The 18,910-nt window shown below is 67.9% G+C and carries 14 protein-coding genes and 1 pseudogene; 9 read left to right on the top strand and 6 right to left on the bottom strand.

Going from position 1 to position 18,910, the window contains the following annotated elements:
- The first annotated feature begins 1 nt into the window (after position 1).
- Positions 2–979 carry a GlxA family transcriptional regulator gene (locus BLR24_RS22045; protein ID WP_093020826.1) on the top strand — a complete coding sequence of 326 codons (978 nt, stop codon included), beginning with the start codon at positions 2–4 and terminating at the stop codon, positions 977–979.
- Positions 980–986: 7 nt separating this feature from the next.
- Here the strand turns inward: BLR24_RS22045 and BLR24_RS22050 are convergent, their stop codons facing one another.
- The 4 genes from BLR24_RS22050 to apaG all read right to left on the bottom strand — a co-directional run bounded on the left by BLR24_RS22050 (position 987) and on the right by apaG (position 4,202).
- Positions 987–2,213, bottom strand: coding sequence for a YbdK family carboxylate-amine ligase (locus tag BLR24_RS22050; protein WP_254787501.1), 1,227 nt, complete (start codon positions 2,211–2,213; stop codon positions 987–989).
- A complete protein-coding gene (locus tag BLR24_RS22055; protein ID WP_093020828.1) occupies positions 2,210–3,481 on the bottom strand; it encodes a cation:proton antiporter in 1,272 nt (423 codons plus the stop codon). The genes BLR24_RS22050 and BLR24_RS22055 overlap by 4 nt, the downstream gene beginning before the upstream one ends.
- Positions 3,478–3,630: a hypothetical protein gene (locus tag BLR24_RS31280; RefSeq protein ID WP_368086198.1), complete on the bottom strand. Its 153-nt coding sequence runs from the start codon at positions 3,628–3,630 to the stop codon at positions 3,478–3,480. Before BLR24_RS31280 ends, BLR24_RS22055 begins: the two co-directional genes overlap by 4 nt.
- A 176-nt stretch (positions 3,631–3,806) precedes the next feature.
- Positions 3,807–4,202 (bottom strand): Co2+/Mg2+ efflux protein ApaG, encoded by a 396-nt coding sequence (apaG, locus tag BLR24_RS22065; RefSeq protein ID WP_093020830.1) that lies wholly within the window; start codon positions 4,200–4,202, stop codon positions 3,807–3,809.
- Between the two features lie 71 nt (positions 4,203–4,273).
- Between apaG and rpe the strand changes: the two genes are divergently transcribed.
- Positions 4,274–4,969, top strand: coding sequence for a ribulose-phosphate 3-epimerase (gene rpe, locus BLR24_RS22070; protein ID WP_093020832.1), 696 nt, complete (start codon positions 4,274–4,276; stop codon positions 4,967–4,969).
- A gap of 10 nt (positions 4,970–4,979) precedes the next feature.
- Here rpe and BLR24_RS22075 read toward each other — a convergent pair whose 3' ends face one another.
- Positions 4,980–5,252, bottom strand: a complete 273-nt coding sequence (locus BLR24_RS22075; protein ID WP_093020834.1) for a hypothetical protein — start codon at positions 5,250–5,252, stop codon at positions 4,980–4,982.
- Between the two features lie 202 nt (positions 5,253–5,454).
- Here BLR24_RS22075 and BLR24_RS22080 point away from each other — a divergent pair, with 202 nt between their 5' ends.
- Both BLR24_RS22080 and ligD read left to right on the top strand, forming a co-directional pair.
- A complete protein-coding gene (locus tag BLR24_RS22080) occupies positions 5,455–6,462 on the top strand; it encodes a M14 family metallopeptidase (RefSeq protein WP_093020836.1) in 1,008 nt (335 codons plus the stop codon).
- A gap of 220 nt (positions 6,463–6,682) precedes the next feature.
- A pseudogene (gene ligD / locus BLR24_RS22085) lies at positions 6,683–7,552 on the top strand (non-homologous end-joining DNA ligase); the annotation flags it as partial.
- Between the two features lie 9 nt (positions 7,553–7,561).
- Here the strand turns inward: ligD and BLR24_RS22090 are convergent.
- On the bottom strand, positions 7,562–8,380 hold the full coding sequence (locus tag BLR24_RS22090; RefSeq protein WP_093020840.1) for a transglutaminase-like domain-containing protein: 819 nt from the start codon (positions 8,378–8,380) through the stop codon (positions 7,562–7,564).
- A 305-nt stretch (positions 8,381–8,685) separates the two neighbouring features.
- Between BLR24_RS22090 and BLR24_RS30475 the strand changes: the two genes are divergently transcribed.
- From BLR24_RS30475 to BLR24_RS22110, 5 genes are all read left to right on the top strand, one after another.
- Positions 8,686–8,880, top strand: a complete 195-nt coding sequence (locus tag BLR24_RS30475) for a hypothetical protein (RefSeq protein WP_139188787.1) — start codon at positions 8,686–8,688, stop codon at positions 8,878–8,880.
- Entirely contained in the window at positions 8,877–11,063 is a 2,187-nt protein-coding gene (katE, locus tag BLR24_RS22095; protein WP_093020842.1) for a catalase HPII, read from the top strand. The genes BLR24_RS30475 and katE overlap by 4 nt, the downstream gene beginning before the upstream one ends.
- A gap of 246 nt (positions 11,064–11,309) precedes the next feature.
- Positions 11,310–13,355, top strand: a complete 2,046-nt coding sequence (locus BLR24_RS22100) for a CHAT domain-containing protein (RefSeq protein ID WP_254787503.1) — start codon at positions 11,310–11,312, stop codon at positions 13,353–13,355.
- A 94-nt stretch (positions 13,356–13,449) separates the two neighbouring features.
- The gene (locus BLR24_RS22105) at positions 13,450–15,111 is read left to right on the top strand and encodes a ShlB/FhaC/HecB family hemolysin secretion/activation protein (RefSeq protein ID WP_254787505.1); all 1,662 of its coding nucleotides are present in this window, start codon (positions 13,450–13,452) and stop codon (positions 15,109–15,111) included.
- 1 nt (position 15,112) lies between these two features.
- Positions 15,113–18,907, top strand: coding sequence for a beta strand repeat-containing protein (locus tag BLR24_RS22110; protein ID WP_093020848.1), 3,795 nt, complete (start codon positions 15,113–15,115; stop codon positions 18,905–18,907).
- The last annotated feature ends 3 nt before the right edge of the window (positions 18,908–18,910 follow it).

Below are 18,910 nucleotides of genomic sequence, written 5' to 3' on the forward strand. Positions count from 1 at the left end.
CATGAAGAGCAAGCCTGTTGAAACCATCGCCGTCGTGGCCTTCGACGGCATCAGCCCCTTTCACTTGTCCGTGCCGTGCATGGTCTTTGGCGAAGACCGCACCGAAGCTGGCGTTCCGCGCTTTCGTCTGCAAGTCTGCGGCACCGAGTCCGGTCCGCTGCAAACCAACGCGGGCTTCACGCTCGTGGTGACGCATGGGCTCGAAGCCATCCGGCGCGCGCAGATCGTGGTCGTTCCTTCATGGCGCGACGACGGGCGGCCCGCACCGCCCGCGCTCATTCGTGCATTGCAGGCGGCGCACCGCCGCGGCGCCATCGTGGTCGGGCTGTGCCTGGGCGCCTTCGTGCTGGCCGAGGCGGGCCTGCTCGACGGCCGCCCGGCCACCACGCACTGGAACCTGGCTGAAGCCTTTGCAAGGCGATATCCGAAGGTCACGCTGCAGCCCGAGGTACTGTATGTCGACGATGGCGACGTGCTCACGTCCGCGGGCACGGCCGCGGGTATCGATTGCTGCCTTCACCTGCTGCGTGTGCGCTACGGTGCCGAGGCGGCCAACCGTGCCGCGCGGCGCATGGTGGTGGCGCCGCACCGCGAGGGCGGGCAGGCGCAATACATCGCGCGGCCGGTGCCTGCCGCGGCCGAGAGCGACCGCCTCGCGCCGTTGCTCGAATGGCTCGGCCGCCATCTGCACAGTCCGCATGAGTTGGACGGTCTTGCCAAACGCGCACTGATGAGCCGGCGCACCTTCACGCGGCGCTTTCGCGAAGCCACGGGCACCACGGTCGGCCAATGGCTGCAGAACCAGCGCCTGGCACTTGCGCAGCGGCTGCTGGAGACCACCGGCCACCCCGTCGAGCGCGTGGCCACCGATGCGGGTTTCGGCTCTGCGGTGTCGCTGCGAAAGCACTTTGTCGCGGCGTTCAAGACCTCGCCCACGGCGTACCGCAGGCAGTTTTCGCAGGAGACCGTGGCCGCCTGATCAGCCTCTAGGCCGCGCCGCGGAAGCGCAGCGCCGCCTGCCGCACCACCTCGGCCAGCAGGCGTTCCTTGCCCTGCTTCTCGCGCAGCCATCGCGCATCGTTGCGGTTGGCTTCGACGCTGGTGCGCAGCTCGCCCAAGGCCTGTGTGGCGTTGAGCGCCTCGCTGTGCCATTCGAGTTGCGTCATCGTCATGAGGATGTGGTCGCGCAGCGGCATGTGCTGGCCGCTGGCCGGGTCCACGTACACCGCGTCGAGCCCGAAGCGGCAGGCCTGGAAGCGGTTGTAGGTGTAGACGAGGTAGTCGTCTTCCGTCGGCTCGAAAGGCTGCTCCTGCAGGAACCACGCGGCCAGCGACTGCACGTAGCCCGCCAGCGCGGCCGCGCGCTCGACGGTGAGCGGTGTGTCGAACACGCGGATCTCGATGGTGCCGAACTCGGGCTTGGGGCGGATGTCCCAGTAGAAGTCCTTCATGCTGCGCACGACGCCGGTGCGGGTCATGCGCTCGAAGTAGGCCTCGAACTCTTTCCAGCTCAAGGTGAAGGGCGCACGGCCCGAGAGCGGAAACGCGAACACCGAGTTGAGCCGGGCCGAGTCGAACTGCGTGTCCTGCCCCTGCACGAACGGCGACGAGGCCGACAGCGCGATGAAGTGCGGGATGTAGCGCGACATGCGGTGCAGCATCAAGAGCGCCGCATCGGCGTCGGGGCAGCCGATGTGCACGTGCTGCCCGAAGATGGTGAACTGCTTGCTCAGGTAGCCATAAAGCTCCGACAGCTCGCGAAAGCGCGGCTTGTCGTAGATGCGCCGCTCGTGCCATTGCTGGAACGCATGCGTGCCGCCGCCCACCACCGCGATGTTGAGCTTGTCGGCATTCTTGATCAGCGCCTCGCGAATGGGCGAGAGCTGCGTGATCACGTCCTGTGCCGAGTGGCAGATGTCGGTCGAGATCTCGATCATGCTCGAGGTCATCTCGGGCACCACGCTGCCGGGCAGCGGCGTTTGCGCCATCAGCCGCAGCATGTCCTCGGCATAGGGCGCCAGGTCGTAGTCGTGCGTGTTGACGAGCTGGAGCTCGAGCTCCACGCCGAGCGACAGCGCTTCGGAGTGGTTGAAGGGCTCGAGCTTGACCACGCGGCTCGCGGGATCGGCGGGAAGCGCCGCGGAGCGGAAGTCGTCGCTGTCCGGGTCGATCGAAAGAGGGGTGTTGCCGGAAAGTGGCATGGCCGCGGTCATCGCTGCGTGTCCTCCGTGGTGCTGAATGCCTGGGGAGCCCAAGGCACCGAGCTTTCGCCCACCGCGTGGATGGCCACGGTGGCGATCACGGCACCCAGGACTTCCATCAGGAGAATCGAGGGCAGGGCCACCTGCGTGATCATGGTGCCGAGCAATGGCGACGCGGTGGTGAAGTTCGATGCGATGAGCAGGGCGATCGACGACAACGGCGACATCGCGCAGCCGACCCAGAACGCCTGATTCCAGCTGGCGCCGCTGCCCGGGTTGGCAATGGCCACGCCGGCGATCTTGGCGAACAAGCGGATGCCGATCACCGCCAGCACCACGCTGGCCACCGGCAGTGTCCAGTCGGCCTGCGCTGCCACGATGGACACCAGCACGAACATCAGCATGGTGAGCAGCGACGAGGCCGTGCCGAGCTGCCGCTGCCAGGCCCAGGGCTTGGCATTGAGCGTCTTGAGCAGCACCCCGCCGATCAGCGCGGCCAGCGGCGCGGAGCCGCCGAAGTGGGCCGTGAGAGCGCTGGCCGCCGCGATGAGCGCGAGCAGCAGGATCGAGGTGTTCTCGCTCGTCGGGCTCATGAAGCGCAGGGCCATGCGCAGGGCCAGCGCCAAAATGCCGCCGATCACGAACGAGAGGCCGAGCACCACCGCCACCGGATAGAGTTTTTGCAGCAGCGTCTGCGGCGCCCGCTCGATCAGGCCGGCCTGCGCATAGCCGAGCGCCAGCGCATAGAAGGTGTTGAGCGTGGCCAGCGTCATCGCGCGCTCGGTCACCGGCCCCGAGGCGCGGGTGTCGATGATCACGCGGCTCAGCACCGCGGGCGATGCCACGATGGCCATCAGGGCAATGGGGTTGGCCACCGGATCGGGCAGGCCCAGCAGCTGCAGCATCCAGTACACGCCGAAGTAGGTGAGCGTGGCTTCGAGCAGGCTTTGCACCAGCACCATCGGGTTGTGGCGGAACCAGCGCAGCGGCAGCCGGCCGCCGGCCTCGAACAGCACGACAGCGGCGCCCAGTTCCAGCAGGAACAGGCTGATGCCGCGCAACGGCCAGATGGCGCCTTCGAAGCCGGCCAGGCCGACCACCGCGCCGACCGCCGAATAGCCCACCACCTTGGGCAAGCCCAGGTAGCGTTGCACCAGGTGACCGGAGGCGGCCGCCGCGGCCAAGAGGAGCGACCACAGCACGGTCGGCAGGCCGGCCGAAGGGCGCAGCCACTCGGACCAGAAGCCCAGCAGGTCGTTGAAGAGACTGGTCAGATTCATGCAGGTAGAAAAAAGCTGATGGACCGGCTGCGCCAGCGTGCACGGATCGCGCCGCGGATGCGCACGCGGCCACCGAGGTTGACGCCGTGCGCGCGCAGCGCCAGACGAAAAGCGAAATAAAAACCCACGCGCACGTCGAGCGCGCCCATTCCCTGGGATGGCCGCCACCTCATCAAAGCGCGGGCTGTCCGGCGACAGTGTCGCATGGTGCCATCCTGGCGATGCAGGACAAAGGCGTTTTCTGTCGATCCCCTAATGAAGAAGGGAGTCAGGCCAGAAACATCGCGGAATCGGCTTTGCCGGGGGGCGCTGGTGTTGGGGAGTGCTAATGCAGTACGCGGGAAACTGGGGCGCCGCCGATGTCCGCCTCCAGCACGAACATCGGAATCGGCACGTCGAAGCGTTCGCCGTCCTCGGTCACCACGAAATAGCTTCCGTGCATGGTGCCACTCGGCGCCTGCAGGCGGCAGCCGCTGGTGTAGCGGAACGATTCACCCGGCGCCAGGAGCGGCTGCTGGCCGATCACGCCCAGGCCCTTGACCTCCTGGGCATGGCCCGAGGCGTCGTTGATGAGCCAGTGGCGGGCAATGAGCTGGGCACCGATTTCACCCACATTGGTCAGGGTGACGGTGTAGGCAAAGGTGTAGATCTTGTCCTTCGGCGAGGACTGGTCCGCGAGGTAGCGCGGCTCTACTTGGACACTGATGGGGCTTTGCGGCATGCGCGCGATGGTAACTGGAGCCTTCTCTTGCACTGGTTTCCGGGTTTTGCGCCGGCTGCGACAATCGGCACATGAGCACGCCGTTCCGCATCGCCCCCTCCATTCTTTCCGCCGATTTCGCCCATCTGGGCGACGAGCTGGCCAAAGTCATCGCCGCTGGCGCCGATTGGATCCATTTCGACGTGATGGACAACCATTACGTGCCGAACCTGACCTTCGGCCCGATGATCTGCAAGGCCCTGAAGCCCTACGCCAAGACGGTGGACGGCGAGCCGGTGCCGATCGACGTGCACCTGATGATCCAGCCGGTCGACGCGCTGGCCGCATCTTTTGCGGAAGCGGGCGCCGACTACATCAGCTTTCACCCCGATGCCTCGCCGCACGTGAACCGCAGCATCCAGGCCATCAAGGGCGCCGGCTGCAAGGCGGGGCTGGTATTCAACCCCGGCCTGGGCCTGGAAGCGCTCGACTGGGCCATCGACGACATCGACCTGATCCTGATCATGTCGGTGAATCCCGGCTTCGGCGGACAGAGCTTCATCGATTCGGCGCTGCGCAAGATCGAACTCGCGCGCAAGCGTATCGAGCAGAGCGGCCGCGACATCCGCCTCGAAGTGGACGGCGGCATCAAGGCCGACAACATCGCGCGCGTGGCTTCCGCCGGCGCCGACACCTTCGTGGCCGGCAGCGCGATATTCAACGCCAAGGACTACGGCGCGGTGATCTCGTCGATGCGCGAGCAGCTTGCTGGCGTGGGCAAGAAGTAAGTCCGGCGGCTCAGCGCTTGACCTTGTCGTTGTAGACGCGGTCTGTCACCGGGCCGCGGTCGGTGTCGACCGTGCCGCGCTCGATGTCGTCATGGGCCCTGCGGCCCACCTCGGGCGGCTGCCCGTCCTGCGCTTCCTGGCTGTCCGAAGACTGGTCATGTTCGTGGGGCAGGCGCGGCGCCGAATCGCCGCCCTGTTCGATCTTGGTGTCGCCGCCGCCGGCGTCCCGCACCGGGTCTCCCGGGGTGCTCGGTTCCTTCGGACGGGGCTTGCTGCTGGTCATGGCGCTGTTCCTTCTCGATGGGGTCAGGCTGAAGCCTGCATGGCACCCGGCGCGCTTCCGGTAGGACAGGCGAGGCATGCCCTGTAGGCCCCCCGCGCCGGACCGCGCGCGGCCTTGCTTGCGGGTCATGTCGATGATTGCGCCGCTATGAAACGAGTAGCAGCTTTGCGCCAAGGGCAAGGCCTCCGCAATAATCGCTCGCATGTCTTCCGATCCTTTTGCCGGCGCCGCCACCGACAGCCTGCGCATCCACACCGTGGCCTCGCTCAACCCCGGTCCCCGGCTGCTCGTGATGGGCGGGGTGCATGGCGACGAAACCTGCGGCACCGTGGGTATCGAGCGCGTGTTGGCCGAACTCGACGGCGGCTCGCTCCAGCTGCTGCGAGGCCAGCTCACCCTGGTGCCCGTGGCCAATCCGCTCGCGCGGCGGCGCCTGCAGCGCGAAGGCGAGCGCAACCTCAACCGCCTGTTCAAGCCGAGCGAGGCGCCTGCCGACTATGAAGGCCGTGTGACCAACCTGCTGTGTCCGGTCATCGAGCGGCACGACGTGCTGCTCGACCTGCACTCCTTCCAGAGCGAGGGTGAGGCCTTCGCGATGATCGGCCCACGAGACAACGTCGGCCAATTGGAGCCCTTCGCCCGCGCCAGCGAGGAGGGGCTGCTCGCGTTGCACCTGGGCACGCCCATCGTGGTGGAAGGCTGGCTCGACATCTACGCCGCCGGACTCGCGCAGCGCGCGGCGGGCGCGGCGGTCGGCGACGACGCGCTCGACTTCGGCCGCGGCACCAACGAATACATCCGCAACTGCGGCGGCTATGGCGTCACGCTCGAATGCGGCCAGCACCGGGATCCGCAGGCGCCCGAGGTGGCGTGGCGCGCCATTCGCCGGGCCCTCGCGCTGCTCGGCATGGCGCCGCTGCCGCCAGGATTGGCGATCGAGCCGCCCAAGCCGCCCCAATTGCTGCGCCTTTCGAGCGTGACGGACCGGCTCGATGAGGAAGACAGCTTCGTGCGCGACTGGGCCACATTCGATCCGGTGCAGCGCGGCGAGCCCATCGGCATGCGCCACGACGGCACGCTTGTGAGCGCGCCGGACGACGGGTTCATCGTCTTTCCCAATGCGCTGGCGCTGCCCGGTGCCGAATGGTTCTACTTCGCGCGTCCGAGCGAGCGCGTGCTCGGGCCCGTGGCGAACGCGCCATCCGCCTGAAGCATTCCGCTCCTTCCTCCTCTGGGGGAAGGCTGGGATGGGGGCGGGCAGAGCGCTCAATGGGCACGCCGCGTGCCCCCACCCCGGCCCTCCCCCGGAAGGGGAGGGAGAAAATACCGGCCTGGGCCCTACGGCGCGCGCCGCCGCGCTCCTACATCGCGCAACGGCCCCGGGCGAAAGTCTGGAGGCCATGGCAGTCTCGAAAAAGGCACCTCTGCCGCGCATCACCCATGCCGAGCGCCTGATCGACGCCGCGAGCGGCATCACCAAGGGCGAACTCGCGGCCTACTACGCCACTGTGGCGCCGTTGATCCTGCCGCACCTTGAGGGCCGCCCCGTGGCGCTGGTGCGCGCGCCGGAGGGCGTGGGCGGCGAGCTGTTCTTCCAGAAGCACGCGCAGCACAGCGACATCGCCGGAATCAAGCTGCTCGACCCAGCACTGGATCCGGGGCACGACCCGCTGCTGCAGATCGACACCGCCCAGGCATTGCTCGGCGCCGCGCAGTTCAACACCATCGAGCTGCACACCTGGAACGCCACTTCGCGCGCCCTCGGCAAGCCCGACCGCATGACCTTCGACCTCGATCCGGGCGAAGGCGTCGGCTGGCAGCAGATGCAGGAGGCGGCGCTGCTGGTGCACGTGCTGCTGGACGAACTGGGCCTGCCGGCGTTCGTGAAGACCAGCGGCGGCAAGGGACTGCACGTGGTGGTGCCGCTTCGGCGCCAGTTCGGCTGGGACGAGGTCCGGGGCTTCTCGCGCGCCATCGTCGAGCACCTGGCGCGCACGGTGCCGGAGCGCTTCGTGGCCAAGAGCGGTCCGCGCAACCGCGTGGGCAAGATCTTCGCGGACTATCTTCGCAACGGCTTCGGGGCCACCACCGCCAGCGCCTGGTCGGCGCGCGCCCGCCCGGGCCTGGGCGTGTCAGTGCCGCTGGCCTGGGAAGAACTGCCGGACCTGGGCAGTGCCGCGCACTGGACGGTCGCCAACATCGGCGAGCGCCTGGCCGTCGGCAACACGCCCTGGAATGCGATGGAAGGCAGCCGCACGGCGCTGGGCGCCGCAATGCGGATGCTGGGCTACCTGCCGTAGAGAGCGGGCCTACTGTGGGATTTCGTCCGTCGTCACTTCGAAGCGCTGCAGCGAATTGGCGCCGAACACCATGGTGATCGGCACGTCGGCCGCGTCGCGTCCGCGCGCAATCACGATGCGCCCGATGCGCGGCACGTTGTGGCGCGCATCGAAGGTGTGCCAGCGATCGCCCAGGTACACCTCGAACCAGGCGCTGAAGTCCATCGGATACGGCACGGGCGGAATGCCGATGTCGCCGAGATAGCCCGTGGCATAGCGCGCCGGAATGTTCATGCACCGGCACAGCGTGATGGCCAGGTGGGCAAAGTCCCTGCACACGCCCGTGTGCTCGCGAAAGCCCTCGAGCGCGGTGCGCGTGGGGCGCGCTGTCTGGTAGTCGAAGCGCAGGTGCTCATGCACGAAGCTGCAGATGGCCTGCACGCGGTGCCAGCCCGGCGCCACGCCGCCGAAGGTGTCCCATGCGAACTGCAGCAGTTCGCTGTCGACCTCGCAATAGCGGCTCGGCAGCAGGAAGGGCAGCGTCGACACGGGCAGGTCGCCCGCCGCGTGTTCGACGGCGCCGTAATCCACCGGGTCGGCCCAGCCGGGATCGAAGACCACCGCATGGTTGCGCAGCCGCACGCTCGCCACGCCCGCGGGAATGCGCACGCGCGCGCAGTGGTTGTCGAAGCTGTCCATGAAGTAGTCGGTGTGCAGCGCCGGCGTGATGGTGATGTGCTCGCCGTCCTGGAGATCCGCCGCGCGCGAAGGATGAACCTGCAGCATGTAGATCAAGGCCGTGGGTGCCGTGACGGCGAGCTCGATGTCGAAACCGATCCTGATCTGCATTTGCTTTTTCCCTGTGTGTGAACCATGTGTTGTCGGTGTCGTGCAAGCAGGCTTCATGCCGTCTGCGCCGATGCTATCGAGAGCCTTGCGCCGCGGCACGCGGGCGGATACGCCAGGCGCCGTAGGCGGGGGCCAGGGGGTGTCGGTGCACTCCTACCTTTTTGGCACCGCCTCTCCCACACCCGAGGGCGAGCCGCCACTACGGGTAACAGTGTGAGAAAAACATAACCTTTGGATTCGCTCGCAACCGCCTCGCGATCTCGCTTTGGTGGCTTCACGGAGGCTGCAGCGCAAGCATCGAGTCATTGAAATCTGATCTGCTGGAGCGAATCATGGAGTTTTCTTCGCTGTTCGATTCACTCACCGGTGCTTGGGGAGATGAAATCCTTTTTTGGGTGGTGGCCGCCGTGGCGGGCTTCATTTGCCTGATTGCGCTGGTGAACGTGCTGGACCTTTTTCTCGACAACGAAGTTGACCCTCCCATGAAAGATCCTCGATGACGCCTCAGAACAAGGCCGCCGCCGGACGCCGGTCGAAGGCCACGGATGGCAGCAATGCCAAGCAACAGCAACTCGATGGCTTCGCGACCGATCATGCGCCCAATCTGACGACCAACCAGGGTCTTCAGATTCCCGACAACCACAACTCGCTCAAGGCCGGGTTGCGCGGGCCCACGCTGCTCGAAGATTTCATCCTGCGCGAGAAGATCACGCACTTCGACCACGAGCGCATTCCCGAGCGCGCGGTGCATGCGCGCGGCTCCGCCGCACACGGCTTTTTTCAGGTCTACAAGTCGATGTCGCAGTTCACCTCGGCCGACTTCCTGCAGGACCCGGATGCGAAGACGCCCGTTTTCGTGCGCTTCTCCACCGTGGCCGGCTCGCGCGGTTCGGCCGACACGGTGCGCGACGTGCGCGGCTTTGCCGTCAAGTTCTACACCCGCGAGGGCAACTACGACCTCGTGGGCAACAACATCCCGGTGTTCTTCATACAGGATGCGATGAAGTTCCCCGACCTCATTCATGCCGTGAAGCCCGAGCCGCACCATGAGATGCCGCAGGCCGCGAGCGCGCACGACACCTTCTGGGACTTCGTCTCGCTGATGCCCGAGAGCACCCACATGCTGATGTGGGCGATGTCGGACCGCGCCATTCCACGCAGCCTGCGAATGATGGAAGGCTTCGGCGTGCACACCTTCCGCTTCGTCAACAACCGCGGCGAGAGCCACTTCGTGAAGTTTCACTGGAAGCCCAAGCTCGGCATCCATGGCCTGGCGTGGGACGAAGCGCAGAAGATCGCGGGCAAGGACCCCGACTTTCACCGCCGCGACCTGTGGGAAGCCATCGAGCGCGGCGACTTTCCCGAATGGGAACTGGGCGTGCAGCTCATCGCGCCGGACAAAGCGCAGTCGCTCGGCTTCGACCTGCTCGACCCGACCAAGCTCATTCCCGAAGAGATGGTGCCCGTGCAGCGCATCGGCCGGCTGGTGCTCAATCGCAACCCCGACAACTTCTTTGCGGAAACCGAGCAGGTCGCGTTCCATCCGGGGCACGTGGTGCCCGGCATCGACTTCAGCAACGATCCGCTGCTGCAAGGCCGCCTGTTCTCATACACCGACACGCAGATCTCGCGGCTGGGCGGCGCCAACTTTCACGAGCTGCCCATCAACAAGAGCGTGTGCCCGTTTCACAACTTTCAGCGCGACGGCATGCACCGCCAGACCATCGCGCGCGGCCAGGTGGCCTACGAACCCAATTCGCTCGGCGACGGCAAGGAGTTTCGGGTCGACGGCGGCAGCGTCGGCTTCCAGGCGTATCCCGACGAGATCGAGGGGACCAAGGTGCGCCGGCGCAGCCCCACGTTCGACGACCACTTCACGCAGGCGCGCCTGTTCTTCAACAGCCAGAGCGCAGCCGAGAAGGAGCACATCGTCGCGGCCTTCCGCTTCGAGCTTTCGAAGGTGGATGTGCCGGCGATCCGGCAGCGCATGGTGGACAACCTCGCGCACGTCGACGAGAAGCTCGCGCGCCGCGTGGCCGAGCCCCTTGGCATCGGGGCGCCCGACGCCAAGGCGGCCGCGGGCCGCGCGGGCTTTCGTGAACACCGCATGACATTGCCGATCGAGGAATCGCCCGCACTCAGCATGGCCGACACCGGCGACGGTTCCATTCGCACCCGCAAGATCGCGATCCTGGTGGCGGACGGTATCGACTCCGCCTCGCTCAAGCCGATCCGCGACGCGCTCGAACAGGCCGGCGCTCGCTGCAAGGTGGTTGGCCCGCGGCTGGGCACCGTCGCCAGCGCATCGAAGCGGCAGATCGACGTCGACATGACCTTTGCCAACGCATCTTCGGTGATGTTCGATGCCGTGCTGGTGCCCGGCGGCAGCCTGGGCGCCGCGGCGCTCGCGGGCATGGGCGATGCGGTGCACTTCGTGCTCGAAGCCTACAAGCATTGCAAGGCCATCTGCACCGTGGGCGAGGGCGTGCAGCTGCTGTCGACATTGGGCATTGCCGCGGACGCGCCACCGGACGGCCTGCCCCCCGGCGTGGTGGTGGCCGCCACCCCGGTGACCAACCTCGGAGACGCCACCGCGGCCACGCAGATCGCGCAGGATTTCATTGCCGCGATTGCCAAGCACCGGCATTGGGACCGGACCGACATCGATTCGGTCCCCGCCTGATGTAGTCCGTTTGCGCTAGACCGTCTTGCGAATAGGCGGGGCGTGAGGGCGCTTCTAGACTTTCCCCACGAGGCCTGAACGGCGCGCACTTCCGCGACGTCGACCCCCGCAACCGCGGGCACACGGGCCGCGCGCGGGGGTCCAATGACGTGGTTTTCGAGAACGGGATGGGGGCGCTCGGCACGTCGTGCAGGAGCCGCGGGTGCCCTCGGGCTGGCTGGCATTTTCCTGCTGGGCCATGGGCCGTTGGCATTGGCACAACAGCAGCAGGCGCCCAATGCCGAGGCTGCCGCCAGCAAGGCCGAGCAGGCCCGGCTTGCGGACACCGACACCTTGCTGGCGCTGACCAGCGAGGGCGCGGTGCTCTACGGGCAGGACGCGGTCAAGCTCTCCGGCTACCAGTACTGCAGCCAGGCTGTGGCGCTGGCCGAGGCCGGTGAATTCCGCCAGAGCGTGCGCGCCGCCAGCAAGGCGCTGCACCTGGCCAATGCCACGCGCGATCCGAACCTCATGGCCATGGCCAATCGCGACCTGGCCATCGTCTACAGCTATTCGGGCCAGCTCGACAAGGCCGAGGAGTTTGCGCGCGAGGCGCTCAGGCATCCTGCGCGCGACCCCAAGCTGGTGGTCGGCCCGGTGCAGAAGGTGATCGGCGACGTGCGCACGCGCCGCGGCGACTACGCCGGCGCCGTGCTCAGCTACGACGAGGCGCTGACCAACAGCTCGCCGCGCTATGCGCCGCTGGTGCAAGCCTCGCTGGTCAATGCGCTCATCGAATCGGGCGATGCTGCACGGGCGCGAGACATGCTCGGCAGCATGGCGCCGCCCAAGGACGCGCCGCTCACGGCGCAGCTCGACCGCACCCGCGCACGGCTGCTCCTGGCCGAGAACAAACCGGGCGAGGCCCGCGACCTGTACCGCGCGCTCACCGCGCGGCAGGTGGGCACCGACACCGAGTACTACCGCCTCTGGGCCTGGGACGGCGTGGCGCGCAGCGAACTCGCACTGGGCCAGAAGCAGGCCGCGGCCGAAGCCATGGCCCGCGCGCTGGGCGGCATCGACCAGGTGCGCGCAAAGTTCCGCAGCGAAGAATTCAAGATGGGCCTGTTCTCGGACCTGCAATCGGTGTTCGAGCGCGGCGTGTCGATCTACAGCGACGCGGGCGATGCGCGCCAGGCCTTCGAGGTGAGCGAGCGCAGCCGCTCGCGCGCACTGCTCGACGCGGTGCGCGGCCGCGCGAAGATCAGCGAGCGGGCCGCGAGCACTGTCGACTTGGCCACGCTGCAGGGTGCCCTGGCACCCGACGAGCGCGTGGTGCAGTTCCATTCGCTGCCCGACCGGCTGCTGGTGTGGGTCGTGAGCCCCACGGGCATCGAAGCCCACACCGTGGCTGTGCGTCGCGAGGAGCTGAACGAACTGGTCGAGGTGTTCCGCAATTCGATCGTGCGGGGCCGTCGCACCGCCATCACCAATGCCGAGAAGCTCGGCGCGGCGCTGCTCGGCCCGCTCGGCCTCGCGTCGGGGCAGCGGCTGATCGTGGTGCCCCATGGGCCGCTGCACTACCTGCCGTTCCAGGCGCTGCGCTTGAATGGCCGCTACGTGATCGAGCAGCATCCAGTGGCCGTCGCACCGTCGATCAGCATCGCCGTGCAGCTGGCGCAGCGCACGCCGCGCGTGAGTGCGTCGCTCACCGCCTTCGGCAATCCGCGCATCGAAGACAAGTACGACCTGCCGGGCGCCGAGATCGAGGTGAAGCAGCTCGCGCAATTGTTCCCGCGCAACACCGTGTACATGGGCGCCGCCGCCACCAAGACGCAGTTCCGCGAGGTGTCCGCGCGGTCGCCGCTGATGCACGTGGCGGCCCATGCCGAGGCCGATGCGGTCGACCCGCTCTACTCGCGCATTCTGCTGGCCAACGAAGGCGGCAAGCAGAATTTTCTGGAGGCGCACGAGATCCTGGGCCTGCCGATGGACGGCACTGCGCTGGTCACTCTCTCGGCCTGCGAGTCGGGCCTCGGGCGCATCGCGCAGGGCGACGAGGTGCTGGGCTTCACGCGCTCCTTTCTTTCCGCCGGCAGCTCCAGCCTGATCGCGTCTCTATGGCCCGTGTCGGACGACGCAACCGCCGTGCTCATGGGCACGCTCTACGGCGAGCTGTCCAAGGGCCGCGACATTCAGAAGGCGATGCAGGCCGGGCAGCTGGCGGTGTTGAAGGATCCCAAGATGTCGCATCCCTTCTTCTGGGCCCCGTTCAATCTGATCGGCAACTGGCGCCTCACGGTGGGAAGCTGACATGAGCGTTCGGAAATCAATCAATCCATGGTGGAGCACCGAGATGCGCGCTTGTCAACGCTCGACGCCAATTGCTCTTGCTGTCTCCGCATTGATGGCGGCTACGCTGCTGGTAGCAGCCCAGCGAACGCACGCGGCCGAGGCCGACACCACGACGCTGCTGCCCACCAAAGACCCCTGCGGCACCTGCGACCGGCCTGTCGCCCAAGCCACCGGCACCGTCGCGCCGCAAAGCCTGCCCGTGCCACCGCCGCCGCCCGCTGCTTCGTTCAAGCTCAATGACCTGCGCCTCAACGGCGCGAAGGCGCTGACCAACGAGGAACTGCAGTCGATCACCGCGCCCTACATCGGCCGCACCGTCACGCTCGGCGATCTCGAAAGCCTGGCGCAGGCCATCACCGCGCGTTACAAGGAGCGCGGCTACTTTCTTGCGCAAGCCGTGGTGCCGGTGCAGACCGTGCGCGACGGCATCGTCGAGATCAGCGTCATCGAAGGCCGCCTGGGCAAGGTCGACGTCAATGTCGCGCCTGATGCACCCCTCAGCGAGGCGCGCGTGCGCGGTTTCCTTGCGCCGCTTCAGCCCGGCGAGGCCGTGAACGCACAGGCTTACGAACGCTCGATGTTGCTGCTGTCGGACCAGCCCGGCGTCAAGGTTTCATCGGGGCTGCAGGAAGGCACGCAGCCTGGCACCACCGATCTTTCGGTCGAAGTCGTCGCGGCGCCGCGCTGGGCCTTCACGGCCGAAGCCGACAACCACGGCACAAAGGAATCGGGCCGTTTTCGCGTCGGCGGCACTGCGCGCTGGCTCAGTCCCTTCGGCATCGGCGACAACCTCGACGTGCGTGCGATGGTGTCCAACAACAACGCGCTGCAGTTCGGCCGCGTGGCCTACGAGGCACCCGTCGGCACCAGCGGCTTGCGCGCCGGCCTCGGGCTCGCGCGCGTCAACTACGAGCTTGGCGGCGAGTTCGCAGAGCTCGGGGCGCAGGGCAAGGCCGACGTGCTCGATTTCTCGCTCAACTACCCGCTCATCCGCCAGCGCCAGCAGAACCTGTTCCTGCGCCTGAGTGCCGACGTGAAGAATCTGACCGACGAGATGAATGCGGTCGATGTCATATCGAAGAAGCGCGTGCACGGCTTTGGCCTCGGCTGGGCCTGGGAGCGGCGGGACGAGGTGTTCGGCGGCGGCTACTGGGCCAGCTCGGGCACGCTCTACCACGGCGACCTGTCGATCCGCGATGAGCAGAGCCGCACGTTCGACCAGAGCGTTGCGGGCCATCACACCGAGGGCGGCTACACCAAGCTGACTTTCCAGCTCTCGCGGCTGCAGGCCATCGTGCCGAACCATTCGCTCTATGTGGCGATCGGCGGCCAGCGGGCCAGCAAGAACCTCGATGCCTCCGAGAAGCTCTCGCTCGGTGGTGCGCGCGCGGTGCGTGCCTACCCGTCGGGCGAACTGCTGGTGGACGAAGGCGCGATCGGCACCGTCGAATGGCGCTGGTCCGTCAACTCGGAGCTCACGCCCTTCGTGTTCTACGACGCCGCGCGCGGAAAGATCGTGCGCGATCCCTCCCCATTCGACACCGGCCCCAACCGCCACAGCCTGCGCGGCTTCGGCATCGGCATTTCGTGGGCCCGGCCCGGCAACTTTGCGATCAACGCGACGATCGCCTGGCGCGACGGCACCCGGCCGGCGCAGACCGATGGCGGCGGCCGCAACCCGCGTTTGTACGTGCAGGCGCAAAAGGTGTTCTGACATGGCAATGCACAACCGTTCCCCACGATTCCAGCCGCGCCTGCGGCTGCGCCCGGTCGCGCTCGCGCTGGTGTGCCTGGGCCTGGCGCCCGCGCTGGCCCAAACCCTGCCCACGGGGTTCTCCGCCATTGCCGGAGGCGTGACCGCCGCGACGCCGAACGCCGCGACGATGAACATCAACCAGACGACGGCCCGCGCCATCGCGCAATGGAACACCTTCTCCATTTCGACGGGCGCGACGGTCAACGTTGCGCAGCCGAGCGCCAGCAGCGTGCTGCTGAACCGCGTGATCGGCGGAGAGGCCTCGACCATTGCCGGATCGCTCAACGCAAACGGCCGCGTCTTCCTGGTCAACCCGGCGGGAGTGACGTTCTCGGCGGGCTCGTCGGTCAGTGTCGGCGGGCTGGTCGCTTCGGCGCTGAACATGTCCACGAGCGACGAGGCATTCATGGCCGGGGCGACCCGGCTCGAGTTCGTGCGGCCGAGCGGCGCCTTCGGTTCGGTGGAGAACGACGGCAGCATCGTGGTCGGCAACGGCGGCACCGCCGCGTTGATCGGCCCGATGGTGGCCAACCGCGGCAGCATCGTTGCGAACGGCGGCACGGCCGCGATGGCCTCGGGCGAGACCGTCACGATCGACTTCGCGGGTGACGGGCTCACCACACTCAGGGTGACGCCCGGTCTCTACAGCAGCGTGTTGAACAGCGGCACGATGCAGGCCAACGGCGGGCGGGTGGCGCTGATTGCGACGAGCGGCTTCGAAGTGTCGAACGGCGTGGTCAATTCACGCGGCGTGTTGCGGGCCGACTCGATGGCCTCGCGCAACGGCGAGATCATCCTCGACAGCGGCCTTTCGCCCGAGGGCGTGCAAATGACCGGCGGCCTGGTGTCCGCGGCCGGCAACGGCGCCGGCCTCACCGGAGGCTCGATCGACATCCAGGGCCGCGTGATCGGGCTCGTGCCCTTCGTACCCCCGCTTTCGTCCGTTCCACCGCCGCCGCCGCCTGGTTCCGACGACCGCGGCGTTATCGACGCGAGCGGCAGCGCGGGCGGCGGGCGCATTCGCCTTTATGCGAACGCGGTGACCGAAATCGGCGACACCGGCGCCATCGCGCTCGGCGCCGGCACGATCCTGCGCGCGGACGCCGTTGCATCGGGCAACGGCGGTGACGTTCGCGTGCTGGCCGAGCGCACCCTGCGGGCCTACGGCAGCATCTCGGCCCGCGGCGGCGCGAGCGGCGGCAACGGCGGCTTCATCGAAACATCCGGTGGTTTCGCCGCGCCCGACGATGGGCTCGGCGGCGGCTTCAGCATCGACGGGCTGCGTGTGGACGCCGCCGCGCCTGCTGGCACCGCGGGCACCTGGCTGATCGACCCCTTCAATGTCGACATCGTCCCCGGCGCCGCAGCCGGCACGTTGCCGGCCAACCCTTTCGATCCGCTCGCGGCCAGCACGATCCAGGACGGCGACATCAACGCGGCCCTCAACGGCGGCACTAGCGTGCGCATCACGACCGGCGCCGCGGGCGCGGGTTCGCCGACGGATGGCGACATCCGGATGTTCAACGGCGTGCGCATCAACTACAACACCGCGAACGGTCCGTTGACCTTCCAGCTCGATGCTCACCGCAGCGTGCGCGGCGACGCCAACGTGGTGATCGAGTCCTCAGGCGCCGGCGGGCCGCTCGATGTGGTGTTCAACACCGACGTCAACGGCGCCGGCGCCGCGACCGGCGGCGGACAGGTGAGCTACAGCGGCGACATCTACACCAACGGCGGCAATGTCGTGATGAACGGCGCCTGGTCGGCCGCGGGGTCGGGCCCGAGCGTGAGCCTCAACGGCAACGTCATCGACACGCGCGTCGGCCGCACCGATGCCGGCGCGGGCGGCTCCGTGACGATCTTCGGCAATACCAGCGGGCCCTCGGGCGGCGGCTTCACGGACGCGGCGGTCAACATCAGCGGCGTGCAGATCGCCACCTCGACCGGCAACGTCGACATCACCGGCATCGGCGCCAACACCAGTGGCGTGCGGCTCGCCTCACGCTTCTCGGTCACCGGTTCGCCGAACCGGCAGACCGACATCTCGACCACGAGCGGCAACATCACGCTGCGCGGCATCGGCAACTTCACAGGCAACAGCAGCGAGAACCCGGGCCATGGCGTGGTGCTGAACGATTCGGTGCTGCGCTCGGTCGACGGCAACATCGCGGTGCGCGGCCTGCGCCAAGCCACTGCAGGCGATCCAGGCACGGGGGGCGACGGGGTGCTGCTGCGCAACGGTTCGCGGATCGCCACGACCGGCAGCGGCAGCATCGAGATCACGGGCCAGGCGGAGGGCGGCGGCGCCGGCGTGCGGCTCGGACCCGTGGCGCCCGTGCCGGGCGTGTTCCCAACGGTGCTCGCGGGCGTTTCCGTTTCTTCGGCCGGCGGCAATGTCGTGCTGCGCGCAAGCAACGCCGGCAGCACCGATGCGCTGGTCATCGACGGCGCCGTGAGTGCGGGCAACGTCGTCAACCTTCGTCCCGGCGGCGTGGCTGCCGACGGCACGGCCTTCGACCAGGTTGCGACGCCGATCACGCTCGGCGGCACGGCCAACACGGGCTTCGCCGTCTCTGCCGACGAGTTCTCCCGCATCTCGGCCGGTAACGCCGTCGTGGCCGGCAGCAATGCGCATGCGGCGGACATCAACGTCGTCGGGCCGCTCGCCCTGGCCTCCGGTCTCACGCTGCAGAACGGGGGCGGCGGCAACATTGCCCTGCAGGCCCCCATCACGGCGCCGCGCGTGGGCCTGGTGTCGGCCGGCAACATCACGCAGACCGCGGCCGCGCCGATCACGGCCGGCACGCTGCTGGCCCTTTCGACCGGCGGCAGCGTGCTGCTCGACCGGGCGGCCAACAACGTGAGCGCGAACACGCTGGGCGGCGGGGCGGCAGGCGCGTTCCGCTACCAGGATGTGGACGAGCTGCGCATCGGCCCCGTGTCGGTCATCGGCTACGACGCCGCTGGCAACGCGCCGCAAGTGGTGTCGGCCGGCTCGATGGCCGCGGACACGGTGTTCGTGCGCACGCTGAGCGGCGACCTGCAACTCGGCACGGCGGTGAGCAGCACTTCCGGCACCGACCTGGTTGCTGCGGCGCGCTTCCAGAACGTGGGCGGTGCCAGCCTGGGCGGCGCAACCTGGCGCGTGTGGGCCGACACCTGGATTGGCGAAACGCGTGGCGGCATCGCCGGCTCGGGCCTGCTGCCGAATCTCTACAACTGCGCCTACCTGGGCCTGTGCGGCGTGACCGTGTCGCCGGGCGACAACCACTTCATCTATGCGCAGCGGCCGACCGCGACCGTCGTGATCGGCAATGCGTCCCGGCAGGCCGGCCTGAACAATCCGCTCTTCACCTGGAGCATCACGGGCCTGATCCTCGGCGACCGCGGCGCCGGCTTCAACGGTGCAGTGGGGACCACGGCCACGCGGTCGAGCCCGCCTGGCGCGTATGCGATCAACGGCAGCTTCACCTCGGCCGAGGGCTATCTGGTGAACGTGGTGCCGGGGACGCTCACGGTCGGTGGCTTTCCGCAGATTCCGCAGGTCGACGTGATCCGCGAACTGCCGACCACCTGGCTGTACGACCGCAACATGGGTCCGCCGCCGATCTGCTTCGCGACGGGCCCGCTGGAAGGCGACCGCGTCTCGCAGGGCAACGACGTGCTGGCGCGTGAATGGTCGCGCGTGCGCTCGCGGCCCAATCTCACGAGTTGCGTCGACTCCGAGAAGCGCAACGGCTGTGCCGATTTCTAGGGG

This window comes from Variovorax sp. OV700 (assembly GCF_900099805.1).
In the GTDB taxonomy this organism is placed as follows: domain Bacteria; phylum Pseudomonadota; class Gammaproteobacteria; order Burkholderiales; family Burkholderiaceae_C; genus Variovorax.

Bases quoted from the DNA above. Each gene is read 5' to 3' on its own strand.
- BLR24_RS22045 (WP_093020826.1), top strand. From the start codon at position 2: ATGAAGAGCAAGCCTGTTGAAACCATCGCCGTCGTGGCCTTCGACGGC.
- BLR24_RS22050 (WP_254787501.1), bottom strand. From the start codon at position 2,213: ATGACCGCGGCCATGCCACTTTCCGGCAACACCCCTCTTTCGATCGAC.
- BLR24_RS22055 (WP_093020828.1), bottom strand. From the start codon at position 3,481: ATGAATCTGACCAGTCTCTTCAACGACCTGCTGGGCTTCTGGTCCGAG.
- BLR24_RS31280 (WP_368086198.1), bottom strand. From the start codon at position 3,630: ATGGGCGCGCTCGACGTGCGCGTGGGTTTTTATTTCGCTTTTCGTCTG.
- apaG (WP_093020830.1), bottom strand. From the start codon at position 4,202: ATGCCGCAAAGCCCCATCAGTGTCCAAGTAGAGCCGCGCTACCTCGCG.
- rpe (WP_093020832.1), top strand. From the start codon at position 4,274: ATGAGCACGCCGTTCCGCATCGCCCCCTCCATTCTTTCCGCCGATTTC.
- BLR24_RS22075 (WP_093020834.1), bottom strand. From the start codon at position 5,252: ATGACCAGCAGCAAGCCCCGTCCGAAGGAACCGAGCACCCCGGGAGAC.
- BLR24_RS22080 (WP_093020836.1), top strand. From the start codon at position 5,455: ATGTCTTCCGATCCTTTTGCCGGCGCCGCCACCGACAGCCTGCGCATC.
- BLR24_RS22090 (WP_093020840.1), bottom strand. From the start codon at position 8,380: ATGCAGATCAGGATCGGTTTCGACATCGAGCTCGCCGTCACGGCACCC.
- katE (WP_093020842.1), top strand. From the start codon at position 8,877: ATGACGCCTCAGAACAAGGCCGCCGCCGGACGCCGGTCGAAGGCCACG.
- BLR24_RS22105 (WP_254787505.1), top strand. From the start codon at position 13,450: ATGGCGGCTACGCTGCTGGTAGCAGCCCAGCGAACGCACGCGGCCGAG.
- BLR24_RS22110 (WP_093020848.1), top strand. From the start codon at position 15,113: ATGGCAATGCACAACCGTTCCCCACGATTCCAGCCGCGCCTGCGGCTG.